At 36.7% G+C, this 12033-nt stretch carries 8 protein-coding genes and 8 tRNA genes; 15 read left to right on the top strand and 1 reads right to left on the bottom strand.

The features are described from left to right. The first annotated feature begins 33 nt into the window (after positions 1-33). The 13 genes from HMPREF2731_RS13890 (at position 34) to gor (ending at position 7761) form a co-directional block, all read left to right on the top strand. Positions 34-106, top strand: a tRNA-Lys gene (locus HMPREF2731_RS13890). 7 nt (positions 107-113) lie between these two features. Next, a tRNA-Leu gene (locus HMPREF2731_RS13885) sits at positions 114-195 on the top strand. Between the two features lie 17 nt (positions 196-212). Continuing rightward, positions 213-285 (top strand) — tRNA-Thr (locus HMPREF2731_RS13880). 11 nt (positions 286-296) lie between these two features. After that, positions 297-368: transfer RNA gene (locus HMPREF2731_RS13875), tRNA-Gly, on the top strand. 16 nt (positions 369-384) lie between these two features. Continuing rightward, positions 385-470, top strand: a tRNA-Leu gene (locus tag HMPREF2731_RS13870). Between the two features lie 10 nt (positions 471-480). Next, a tRNA-Arg gene (locus HMPREF2731_RS13865) sits at positions 481-554 on the top strand. Positions 555-575: 21 nt separating this feature from the next. Continuing rightward, positions 576-649 (top strand) — tRNA-Pro (locus HMPREF2731_RS13860). A 58-nt stretch (positions 650-707) separates the two neighbouring features. Beyond that, positions 708-781, top strand: a tRNA-Arg gene (locus HMPREF2731_RS13855). A gap of 136 nt (positions 782-917) precedes the next feature. Then, a complete protein-coding gene (locus HMPREF2731_RS13850; RefSeq protein WP_002310600.1) occupies positions 918-1385 on the top strand; it encodes a CtsR family transcriptional regulator in 468 nt (155 codons plus the stop codon). Positions 1386-1391: 6 nt separating this feature from the next. Next, positions 1392-3878, top strand: coding sequence for an ATP-dependent Clp protease ATP-binding subunit (locus HMPREF2731_RS13845; RefSeq protein ID WP_002336607.1), 2487 nt, complete (start codon positions 1392-1394; stop codon positions 3876-3878). A gap of 220 nt (positions 3879-4098) precedes the next feature. Then, complete coding sequence (locus tag HMPREF2731_RS13840; protein ID WP_002315795.1) at positions 4099-5022, top strand: peptidase U32 family protein; 924 nt, start codon at positions 4099-4101, stop codon at positions 5020-5022. A gap of 5 nt (positions 5023-5027) precedes the next feature. After that, the gene (locus HMPREF2731_RS13835; RefSeq protein WP_016629233.1) at positions 5028-6281 is read left to right on the top strand and encodes a peptidase U32 family protein; all 1254 of its coding nucleotides are present in this window, start codon (positions 5028-5030) and stop codon (positions 6279-6281) included. A 133-nt stretch (positions 6282-6414) separates the two neighbouring features. Then, positions 6415-7761, top strand: a complete 1347-nt coding sequence (gene gor, locus HMPREF2731_RS13830) for a glutathione-disulfide reductase (RefSeq protein WP_002329780.1) — start codon at positions 6415-6417, stop codon at positions 7759-7761. Positions 7762-8068: 307 nt separating this feature from the next. On the opposite strand, the gene HMPREF2731_RS13820 is transcribed toward gor, so the two are convergent. Then, positions 8069-9295 (bottom strand): helix-turn-helix domain-containing protein, encoded by a 1227-nt coding sequence (locus HMPREF2731_RS13820; protein WP_070873180.1) that lies wholly within the window; start codon positions 9293-9295, stop codon positions 8069-8071. A gap of 731 nt (positions 9296-10026) precedes the next feature. Here HMPREF2731_RS13820 and HMPREF2731_RS13815 point away from each other — a divergent pair. Further along, the gene (locus tag HMPREF2731_RS13815) at positions 10027-11451 is read left to right on the top strand and encodes an AcpB/EbpR/MafR family transcriptional regulator (RefSeq protein ID WP_070873176.1); all 1425 of its coding nucleotides are present in this window, start codon (positions 10027-10029) and stop codon (positions 11449-11451) included. A gap of 98 nt (positions 11452-11549) precedes the next feature. Continuing rightward, a complete protein-coding gene (locus HMPREF2731_RS13810; RefSeq protein ID WP_002329783.1) occupies positions 11550-11858 on the top strand; it encodes a hypothetical protein in 309 nt (102 codons plus the stop codon). The last annotated feature ends 175 nt before the right edge of the window (positions 11859-12033 follow it).

The raw sequence follows: 12033 nt of genomic DNA, 5'->3' as shown, positions 1-12033 counted from the left end.
GGGTCAGCGGTTCGATCCCGTTAACCTCCATATGAGCCGTTAGCTCAGTTGGTAGAGCATCTGACTTTTAATCAGAGGGTCACAGGTTCGAGCCCTGTACGGCTCATATTTTTGCGGGTGTGGCGGAATTGGCAGACGCACTAGATTTAGGATCTAGCGCCTTACGGCGTGGGGGTTCAAGTCCCTTCACCCGCATAATTTAAGTTTTACATGCCGGCTTAGCTCAGTTGGTAGAGCATCTGATTTGTAATCAGAGGGTCGAGGGTTCAAGTCCTTTAGCCGGCATCTTTAAACACGCGGAAATAGCTCAGTGGTAGAGCACCACCTTGCCAAGGTGGGGGTCGCGGGTTCGAACCCCGTTTTCCGCTTTGCCAAAGCAATCGCGCCGGGGTGGCGGAACTGGCAGACGCACAGGACTTAAAATCCTGCGGTGAGTGATCACCGTACCGGTTCGATTCCGGTCCTCGGCATTTTAAATATGCGCCCATAGCTCAACTGGATAGAGTGTTTGACTACGGATCAAAAGGTTAGGGGTTCGACTCCTCTTGGGCGCGTAGTCTTTTTTATTTTTTAAACGGGAAGTAGCTCAGCTTGGTAGAGCACTTGGTTTGGGACCAAGGGGTCGCAGGTTCGAATCCTGTCTTCCCGATTTTTTTTTATCTTGCTTTTTGTTTTCAAATGATTTATAATTTTTTTAAATTGAATATGCGCCCATAGCTCAACTGGATAGAGTGTTTGACTACGGATCAAAAGGTTAGGGGTTCGACTCCTCTTGGGCGCGTCGATACGGAATAGTATATTCCGTATTTTTTTTTTGTTGATTCTAAAGGATTTATTTAACAAAAAGCGTTCTTCTTTCTTTCTATTACCAAATTCGTTATAATTAAGGTCAATATTAGTCAAAGGGAATGAATAAGATGGCACATCAGAATACCTCGGATTTAATTGAATCATATATAAAGAAAATTCTGGAAAATAGTGAAATGATCGAGATTCGAAGGATTGAAATGGCAGACCTCTTTAACTGTGTTCCTTCACAAATCAACTATGTGATTAATACCCGTTTTACCATCCAACGCGGTTATTTAGTAGAGAGCAAACGCGGGGGTGGTGGTTATATACGAATTGCGAAAGTAAGAATTTCAGATAAAAAACAGTTACTTGAGCAGATAAATCAGTTGTTTGATGATACAATCAGTGAGAAAAATGCTTTTGCTATTATTCAAAAACTTTATGAAGACCAAATAATTACAAAAAAAGAAGGAAACTTGATGTTAAGTGCAATTGCAAAAAACACATTGAATTTCAATGAATTTGAAGATCATACACGTGCTCGGATTCTCCGAGCATTTCTGGAACGTTTAAGTTATGAAGATGGGAAGTGAGATTAGATGGAAGAACTTTTTACTGAAAGAGCCCAAGCGGTATTAGAAATTGCACAAGAAGAAGCAAAACGATTAAAACATCAATCAGTTAGTTCAGAGCATGTTTTACTAGCATTAGTAGTTGAACAAAATGGAATTGCTGGAAAAGTATTACGTGAAATGGATTTGAATGAGACAGAAATTTATGAAGAAATTGAACATCTGATTGGTTATGGCGGTATCCGTTCTTACCCTAAAGGAGTCTTTCTTCCATATTCTCCAAGAATGAAACAAGTTTTTGCTTTAGCTAGCAGCGAAGTAAAGAAAACGAGTTCTCAAAAAGTTGGAACAGAACATATTTTGATGAGCTTATTAAAAGATGAAAGTATCATGGCTACTCGAATCATGATCAACTTAGGTATCAGCCTTTCAAAAGCCCGACAAGTTCTGAAACACAAAATGGGACTAGCTGGTGATTCGGGTGGAAAGGGAATGAATCGTCGTAGAAATATACAAGATAAACGGCAAACACCGCAAGGAACACCTACACTGGATTCATTAGCACGTGATTTGACGAAATTAGCAAAAGAAAACAAGTTGGACCCAGTTGTTGGTCGTTCTAGAGAAGTGAAACGGCTTATTCAGATTCTTAGCCGACGGACAAAGAACAACCCTGTACTGGTGGGCGAACCTGGTGTAGGTAAAACAGCCATTGCTGAAGGACTAGCACAAAAAATCATTTTAGGAGAAGTACCAGAAGACATGCAAGAAAAGCGCCTGATGATGCTTGATATGGGATCTTTGGTTGCTGGTACGAAATATCGCGGTGAATTTGAAGATCGAATGAAAAAAGTCATCGACGAAATCTATAATGATGGTCAAGTAATCTTATTCATTGATGAATTGCATACCTTGATTGGTGCAGGTGGAGCAGAAGGAGCAATTGATGCTTCGAATATCTTGAAACCGGCGTTAGCTCGAGGAGAATTACAAACGATCGGAGCAACGACCCTAGATGAATATCAAAAATATATCGAAAAAGATTCTGCATTAGAGCGACGTTTTGCACGAATTCAAGTAGATGAACCAACTCCTGAAGAAGCGGAAGAGATTCTTCAAGGATTACGTTCAAGATATGAAGAGCACCACGGGGTAGAGATTACAGATGAAGCTGTGCGGGCAGCAGTGAATCTTTCTGTTCGTTATATCACTTCTCGTAAACTACCTGATAAAGCGATTGATTTGATTGATGAATCAGCAGCGAAAGTCCGTTTGGATCAAACCGATCACTTAACAAAATCAACTGTAATCAAATTAGAAATTGATGAATTAGTACAAGAAAAAGAAGCAGCAATCCAAAAACAAGACTTTGAAAATGCTGCGCAATTACGTAGACAAGAAAAAGCACTACGTAAAAAGCTACAAAAAGTTTCTGCAATCGAAGCAAAACAGGAACAAGGATATGCTGATCGTGTAACAGAAGAAGATGTTGCTACAGTTGTATCGGAGTGGACTGGTGTCCCTCTACAGCAGTTGGAGAAAAAAGAAAGTGAACGTTTGTTAGAATTGGAAGGTCTCCTGCATGAACGTGTGGTTGGTCAAGATGAGGCTGTCAAAGCAGTTTCACGCGCCATCCGTCGTGCACGAAGCGGCTTGAAAGATCCTGACCGTCCAATTGGGTCATTTATGTTCCTTGGACCAACTGGTGTCGGAAAAACAGAATTGGCCAAAGCACTTTCAGAAGTCATGTTTGGAAGCGAAGATGCCCTGATCCGTGTTGATATGTCAGAATTTATGGAAAAATACAGTACAAGCCGATTAATCGGATCTCCTCCAGGATACGTAGGGTATGATGAAGGTGGACAGTTGACAGAAAAAATTCGTCAAAAACCATATTCAGTGATTCTCTTAGACGAAGTGGAGAAAGCACATCCAGATGTTTTCAATTTACTTCTGCAAGTATTGGATGATGGTCATTTAACAGATTCTAAAGGTAGAAAAGTGGACTTTAGAAATACGATCATGATTATGACTTCAAATATCGGAGCGACACAAATCCGAGAAGAAAAAAATGTCGGATTTAATGTCCAAGATGTCACGAAAGATCACAAAGCCATGCAAAAACGTATCTTAGAAGAGTTAAAGAAAGCTTTCCGACCTGAATTCTTGAATCGAATTGATGAGACTGTCGTCTTCCATTCATTGAGTAAAGATGAAATCCATACAATCGTCCAAATCATGAGTAAAGCGATTATCAAGCGATTGAAAGAACAAGATATTCAAGTGAAAATCACCCCATCTGCAATCGATGTGATCGGGAAAGCCGGATTTGATCCTGAATATGGTGCACGTCCAATCCGTCGCGCACTTCAAAAAGAAATTGAAGATCGATTGAGCGAGGCGTTGCTTGGCGGAGAGATTCGTTTAGGTGACCACGTAACAGTAGGTGCTTCAAAAGGAAAGATCACATTGAATGTTCGCGGACCTAAAAAGGAAACAGTAGGTTCCCTATAGGTACTTGGTCTATGTAGCTGAATTTTTATAATAGTAAGACTTGATTAAGAGGTTGTGACAAGTTTTTTGTCACAATCTCTTTTTATATTTGGACAGAATATATCGAACTTTATTTTGACTTTTTGTGAAATAATTTTCAAAAATCCGACTTTAAATAGAAGAAGTATTGGAAAGTTTTTAGAGCTATGCTACTATTATGAAGTTGTAGGAGGAGGAAATTATGATCGAACTCATAACCACAGTAGAGACTATCAAACAAGCAGAACAGTTGCTTGCTGCAGGTGCAGACACACTATATTTCGGTGAAGAGCAATTTGGATTGCGTCTGCCTGCTTCATTTACACGAGAAGAACAGCGACAATTAGTAGAATTAGCACACAAGCATGGTAAAAAAGCAAATATTGCTGTAAATGGGATCATTCATCCTGAAAAAATGAAAAATGTACCTGAATATTTGGCTTTTTTAAAAGAAATAAACGTAGATGTGATCACAGTTGGTGATACAGGTATCATTTATACGATGAAAAAAAATCCTGAATTGCGTATACCGTATATTTATGATGCTGAAACATTAGTAACGAGTGCACGTCAAATCAATTTTTGGGCGAAAAAAGGCGCAGTTGGCGCAATACTTGCTCGTGAAGTTCCTTTTGAAGAGATGAAGGCGATGGAAGAAAAACTCGACATCCCTGTAGAAATCCTTGTGTATGGTGCTACATGCATCCATCAATCCAAACGTCCACTGCTACAGAATTACTATAACTATACGAAGCAAGACGAACAAAAAGATCGTGAAAGAGGTCTTTTTATCTCGGAACCTAAAAAAGAAGAGACACATTATTCTATTTATGAAGATAGTCATGGCACACATATTTTTGCCAGTAATGATCTAAATCTCTCGAATGAATTGAATGAACTTTATCAGCATCATTACCGTACATGGAAATTGGACGGGTTATTTACTCCAGGCGAAAATTTCGTGAATATCACTCAACTATTCGCCGAAGCAAAAAAACAAATTTTAGAAGGTAGCTGGGATCAAGCAAAAGCAGAAAAATTGACGAGCGAAATCAACAAATTACATCCTGAAAACCGTGAATTAGATACAGGATTCTTTTATATTGATCCTTCTGCTATCAAATAAGGAGTATGATGAATGAAATGACAGTAAAAAGAAAATTGAAACGTCCAGAAGTCTTAGCGCCAGCAGGAACACTGGAAAAGTTAAAAACAGCGATCCATTATGGAGCAGATGCAGTATATATTGGCGGAAATGCGTATGGTTTAAGAAGCCGTGCAGGCAATTTTACTTATGAAGAAATGGCTGAAGGGGTTGCTTTTGCAAAAGAACACGATGCAAAAGTGTACGTGGCTGCTAATATGGTCACCCATGAAGGAAATGAAGAAGGCGCTGGGGAATTTTTCCGCAGTCTGCGCGATGTCGGTATTTCTGCAGTGATCGTTTCTGATCCAGCTTTGATCGAAATTTGCGCGACAGAAGCTCCAGGTCTGCCGATCCATTTATCCACTCAAGCTTCAGCAACCAATTTTGAGACATTGGAATTCTGGAAAGAGGAAGGGTTGGAACGTGTCGTTTTAGCTCGTGAAGTTTCAATGGAGGAAGTGGCAGAGATCCGTAAAAATACGGATATCGAAATCGAAGCATTTATTCATGGAGCCATGTGTATCTCTTATTCTGGTCGCTGCACATTGTCCAACCATATGTCAATGCGGGATGCGAATCGTGGCGGATGCTCTCAATCTTGTCGTTGGAAATATGGATTGTTCGATATGCCTTTTGGTCAAGAACGAAATAGTTTGACTGATACAGGAGAAATTGAAGAAGAATTCTCGATGAGTGCAGTTGATATGTCCATGATCGAGCATATTCCAGAATTGATTGAAAACGGCGTAGACAGCTTCAAGATCGAAGGAAGAATGAAATCGATCCATTATGTATCTACAGTGTCAAACGTCTATAAAGCAGCTGTAGACAGCTATATGGAAGATCCTGAAAACTATGTCTGCAAACAAGAATGGATCGACGAGTTATGGAAAGTGGCACAACGAGAGTTAGCTACAGGCTTTTATTACAATACACCAACTGAAAACGAGCAATTATTTGGTGAACGTCGTAAAATCCCAGTATATAAATTTGTCGGTGAAGTATTATCTTATGATGAGGCAACACAGATTGCTACGATACGTCAGAGAAACTTATTCTCTGTAGGGGATGAAATCGAATTTTATGGTCCAGGGTTCAGTCATTTCAGTCAAACAGTCGAAATCATGCATAATGAAGAAGGGGAATCCATTGACCGAGCACCAAATCCAATGATGGTTTTAACCATGCCAGTCGCACAACCAGTGAAACCTGGAGATATGATCCGGAAACGTAAATAAAGAAAAAGCTGATACATCCTTGTTTCAAGCATCTTCGCATACAAAATCCAAGAAAAGTGTTACACTTGTTTTCTGTAGAAAAAGGATCGTTAAATAAAGGTTTTGATTGATCTCTTCAATAAGGAGGAACAAAATGCAAATATATGATTACATCGTAATTGGTGGCGGCTCTGGCGGTATTGCTTCAGCAAACAGAGCAGGGATGCATGGCGCAAAAGTTTTGCTGATTGAAGCAAATGAATTAGGCGGAACCTGTGTCAATGTCGGTTGTGTACCTAAAAAAGTCATGTGGCAAGCAAGTACGATTTTGGAAACAATTGAACGTGATGCTCCAAGTTACGGCATCCAAGCAGATTTAAAAAGTGTCGATTTCGCCGGTCTAGTAGAAAGACGAGAAAAATATATTGATTTTCTACACGGTGCTTACCAAAGAGGATTAGATAGCAATCATGTCGAGGCTATAAAAGGATATGCTACTTTTATCGATAGTCAAACGATCGAAGTAAACGGTGAAACTTATCATGCGCCTAAAATCTTGATTGCAACTGGAGGCCGTGCAAGCAAGATGAGCATTCCTGGTGGTGAGTACGCCATTGATTCAAATGGATTTTTTGAATTAAAGGAATTACCTAAGAGAGCAATTGTTTTAGGTGCTGGATACATCGCAGCTGAACTTTCAGGTGTATTTCGTGGTTTAGGTAGTGAAGTCATGTGGGCATACCGAAAAGAACGTCCACTTAGAACGTTTGATAACATGCTTTCGGACAATCTGATCCAAATGTACCAAGAAGCTGGGATCAAGACTTACGCACATCATATTGCTAAAGAAATCACTAAAAATGATGACGAATACACGGTGTTATTTGAAAATGGCGAAACCTTAACTGGCGATTGTGTCCTTTTTGCAGGCGGGCGTGTACCGAATACTGAAAATTTAGGTCTGGAAAATACAAATGTCGAATTGGACGAAAAAGGATTTATTAAAGTAGATAAATACCAAAACACAACGGATGAACATATTTTTGCAGTTGGTGATGTGATCGGTAAATTAGACTTGACTCCTGTTGCAATCGCAGCTGGCCGACGTTTGTCGGAACGTTTGTTTAATGGGAAGAAAGATTCTTATCTGGACTATAATCTTGTTCCGACAGTTGTCTTTACGCATCCACCAATTGCAACGATTGGTTTGACAGAAGAAGAAGCATTGGAAAAATATGGCGAAAATGAATTGAAAGTTTATCGTTCACGCTTTACTCCAATGTACTTTGCTTTGAATGATTATCGCCAAAAATGCGAAATGAAATTGATTTGCGTCGGAAAAGAAGAAAAAATTGTCGGCTTGCATGCTATTGGTGTAGGTGTCGATGAAATGCTACAAGGTTTTGCTGTGGCTATCAAGATGGGCGCAACAAAAGAAGACTTTGATAATACAGTAGCCATCCATCCAACAGGGGCGGAAGAATTCGTAACGATGCGATAATTTAATACTAGCAGTTCCAGCAGCTTTTTATTGAATAAATCAATGTAAAACCAGAAAATCAGTATACTGATTTTCTGGTTTTTTGTTTTTTAACTATTTATGTAAGATTGCTTCGATATTTTCCCAAAACGAATAAGTAGGGAAGTTGGATATTTTGATCATCTTCGTATTCAGCTGGTTCCTATCTAAAGGAAAGTCAGTCAAAACCAAATCATATTGATTGATCAACCGATAGTTCAAATCAAAAAAGCTATCCTGATATTCTTTTATTTCTTTTATCTCAGGAAATTTTTTAGTTAACAATTCCTTATATAAGAAACAAACTTTCGGTTCTTGAGAAGAAAGGATCATGACTGTATATGTCTTTTTTTTTTGGAATGATTCGATCAATAAGAGCTGGAGACAGCAAAACCAGTTCTTCCAGCAATTCTTCATATAATAGACGATTGGTTAGAATAAACGAATAATTTTCTTCCACCAATGCTTGTTCATAAAAAGAAAGAATGAGTGGATCCGATTTCAAGACGATCACAAAGAATTGTTTAAAGGAATTGGTTAGAAAAGGTAAAAACTCCTTCTTGAAAGAAATCAAATGATACAAGTAATTTAATTGCTGATCAGATAACATTGTATCAGTAGATAAAGAACGATAGAAATTTTGTGACAAGTTTCTTAATTTTTTGATTTCATGAGCTGGCGCCTTTACAGAAGCAAAATGGATCATTTGGCTGATTGGACGCAAAAGTTCACTAGCTGTTTCTTTAGTTAAATAGAAATGATAATTTTTCTCCATAACGGAGCAAAATGTAATGTTATTTTTCGTTCGCTCAAAAAATAAATCAATATCCATTTCGAGAGGTTGGCTTTTCAACTGATCGGATAATTTATGTTTCTTTCCGATCCGGATAATAGAAATCAAAAAATAATAAATCAAAAACAGCTGTTTGTGGCCAGATAGTTTGTTTAATGGAGGATAAAGTTTCATGTATCGTTTGATAGCTGCAGACAATATTTGGGAATGAGGAAGTTGATCCGGTGTATAGATCTCCTCAAATAAACTGCAGTAAAAAAAACGTATTTGTCTCTCCTCACCTTGAATATGTACATATGGAGTAGTGTGGATTCTAAAAAGAAATCCTCGCTTTTGAAAGGATTCATTCAGAAACATAATGATTCTGCGAATACTTGCTGTACTTAGAAATAACTGATCAGCTAGTTTAGCAATACAAGGTTCTTGCATCAAAATGATTTTCAACAATTGTATATGGCTTGAATGTTTTAAGATAGTACTCGTGATGCTTTCTAAATTATATTCACAAGGTAATCTCAAAGAAACTTTCTGTTGCTCGTCGATATGAATAGATGCCGGAGAATGAACAAAATTAAATGCGGCAATATCAGATAAGAGTGTTTTTTTTGTTACAGCAATTTTCTTCGCTAAGTCTTCTAAATAAAATGAATCCATACTCAAAAGCATGGCTAATCTTAACTGTCTTTCTGATAATTTTTCAAGCATAGTTATATCTTCTGTCATATTTCCATCTGCGTTTTTTAAGAAATAATAGATAAAACGCTCCTTCACTTCCTTTCTTTTCTTTTCGGTCGTTCTTAACCATTATCCCACGTTATAGAGAAAATTAATTCATTTGTATGTTTGTTCAACAATTTTAAGCAACAGGCAGAATAAACAGCAAAAACAGCAAAAACAGAATGCTTTGACCTCATATTTTTGTTAATTAAAATAACTAAATAACCATAAAATGAATAGTTGGATGTTTTTTATTTTTGTTATTTTTAATTATGTATTTATAAATCATTATTGTACTCTCTATATTTACAGTAAAAAAATAAAACATAAATAAAAAGCTTAGATAGAAATATCATGCTTATGTTCTTTAGATTATTGTTATTTAAAATAGCAAATATAACTACTGAATGAAAACTAAACCAACTATAATTTTAATTATTTTATATAAAATTGTTTTTTTATTTATATCTTCGAGGGTTGAAAATGATATTTCAAGGGAGTTGCTCTTCATTCGATTTTTTGTTTCCGAAAATAAAAGATCGTTTTCTTTTATTTTTTTGATAAATACTCCCTTAGATATAGTTATTTATACTGTTTATCCAAAAATAATAATTATAACATACAAAAACAGTTTTTAAGAAACAGGTTTTCCAAAATAGAAAAAAAATAATACTAAATTCTAGCGTAAATAACTGTAGGATAGATTTAATAGCAAACGAGAAAAGGGGAAGTAAAAAATGGTAGGATTTTTGGAAAAACAACTAGAGAGACAAATCATGCTGATCTGCTTGTTAAGCATGGATATGGCTGAGATCAACGACCTTGCGGAAGAGCTAAAAGTGACGGATAAAACAATTATTGCAGATATTGATAATTTTAATTCTTCTTGTTTTCCTGCGTACATCGAGGTCAATCAGTATAAAGAAGTAACGTTGAAAATACCCAGTAACCTCAATTTAGATGATATTTTTATCAAGATCCTAAATAATTCTATCTATATAGAAGTCTTAAAATACATTCTGATTTCAGAACCGTCTTTAACTGAGATTTCAGCTAAATTATTTTTGAGTAAGACAAGTGTCAGGAGAATCATTACCAAAATAAATACGTACTTTTCAAAAGAAAGATTAGATATACAAATCATCTTAACCACCAGACTACAAATCATCGGTGATGAAATCTATATTCGCAAATTTTTCTCAAGTATGTTCAAAGAAATCTGCAAAGAAAAAGATCTTCCTTATTTTGAAATGATTTATAAAATGTTGAAACGCTGTTTGATCAAGCAAGGACGGGATGCTAGCTCTTCTAAAATCATTTATACAGTCTATTATATTTTTACTTCGATCATTCGAATCGGGAACGACCATCTGATTCCCAAAGAGGAACTGGCAGATCGGCCAGCTGTCGTTGACTCAATTATGGAAACGATCAAGAGCGATACCGTCTTCTGCACGCTTATCAATCAAAATTATAAATTTGTGATCAGTAGAGAAAATATAGAAAATATTTTGAGCCCATATCTCAGTCTGCTTTTTACCAATCCAGCTGAAACAGATGAGTATATGCTCAGAAGAGTAGAACTGTTTCTTAAACATTTCTATTATCTTTCCAATATCAATGAAACGGTCACAACTGAAAAGGTTTTGCATTTCACCAGTTTTATTACCTTTTATAAAGAATTGACTTTTTTCAAAGTCAGCTATGCAGATATCTTTTATAAGAAAATCCTGAAGAAAAAAGTCCAGATATGGGAAGCTTATCAAAGTGCATTGATCATCTCTAACTTATCCTCTGTACGGAAAAATGAACTTTTGTTAAAAGAATTACTGTTGGAGCTGATTGTCTCTTCGAATGAATTACTGCATCGAGTGGAGCCAAAACTAAAAGAACGGTCTATTTTGTTATTAAGTTCACAAGAAATGGGACTTCCTATTTTATATAAGAACTTGATTTTGAATAAGTACCCTTCTTTTAAGAAAGTCGATATTTATGAAAAAGATGTTTTTTCTTTAGACTATACACTGATCAACCAATATGACCTAGTATTGACCGATGTGAATTTGAATTTGAATTGCATATCTTCTGCCATTCTGAAAATTTCTAAAGTACCGACGGATGCTTTCTGGCATAATTTGGAAACGTTTCTTCATTCTACTTGAAAAAAGAGTTGCCAATAAATTATTATTTCGGAAAAAGTAGGTGTGGTATAGACAATTTTCAGCGTTAAGATAAAAACAAAAACACTGGAGGAACGAAAATGAAAGAGTTAATCGGTTTATTTTGTATTTTATCCTTTACGTTCAGAATATTGGCCTCAATGATCAAAGCATTGTATTACGTGGCAAGAACCCTTGTTTTATTACCAGTCGCAGGATACAAGTGTTACAAAGAATGCAAAGCCAACAAAAGAGAGAGTAATCTTTCAAATATTTCATCTACATCATCAAGGGAAAGCAATAGACAATATGGGACTATTGCCAATCGGATATCAGATGCTTCCAAGGATGCAGACAAGACAAATAAGTTAAAAAACGAACCGATTTTACCCAAGAACAAGCAACCTTAACAGCTAAATTAAAAGGAATTAACCAGAGCGCTAAGCTAATATCTCAAAAGCCATCAGTTCAAGAAAATTCTCGTCAAGTTCGCTGATACGAATCAAAAAAAAATAAGGGGCTGTGACAAAAGTCTTGTCACAGCCCTTATTTTCGAATAAACGGTGTTCCAGAAGTAGCTTCTTC

Origin of the sequence: Enterococcus sp. HMSC072F02 (assembly GCF_001837725.1) — a bacterium.
GTDB classification, from domain to species: Bacteria; Bacillota; Bacilli; order Lactobacillales; family Enterococcaceae; genus Enterococcus_B; species Enterococcus_B lactis.
The sequence above is the reverse complement of the archived record's forward strand: the minus strand, read 5'-3'. Positions and strand labels throughout refer to the sequence as shown.

Bases quoted from the DNA above. Each gene is read 5' to 3' on its own strand.
- HMPREF2731_RS13820 (WP_070873180.1), bottom strand. From the start codon at position 9,295: ATGACAGAAGATATAACTATGCTTGAAAAATTATCAGAAAGACAGTTA.
- HMPREF2731_RS13810 (WP_002329783.1), top strand. From the start codon at position 11,550: ATGAAAGAGTTAATCGGTTTATTTTGTATTTTATCCTTTACGTTCAGA.
- HMPREF2731_RS13845 (WP_002336607.1), top strand. From the start codon at position 1,392: ATGGAAGAACTTTTTACTGAAAGAGCCCAAGCGGTATTAGAAATTGCA.
- HMPREF2731_RS13815 (WP_070873176.1), top strand. From the start codon at position 10,027: ATGGTAGGATTTTTGGAAAAACAACTAGAGAGACAAATCATGCTGATC.
- HMPREF2731_RS13840 (WP_002315795.1), top strand. From the start codon at position 4,099: ATGATCGAACTCATAACCACAGTAGAGACTATCAAACAAGCAGAACAG.
- gor (WP_002329780.1), top strand. From the start codon at position 6,415: ATGCAAATATATGATTACATCGTAATTGGTGGCGGCTCTGGCGGTATT.
- HMPREF2731_RS13850 (WP_002310600.1), top strand. From the start codon at position 918: ATGGCACATCAGAATACCTCGGATTTAATTGAATCATATATAAAGAAA.
- HMPREF2731_RS13835 (WP_016629233.1), top strand. From the start codon at position 5,028: ATGATGAATGAAATGACAGTAAAAAGAAAATTGAAACGTCCAGAAGTC.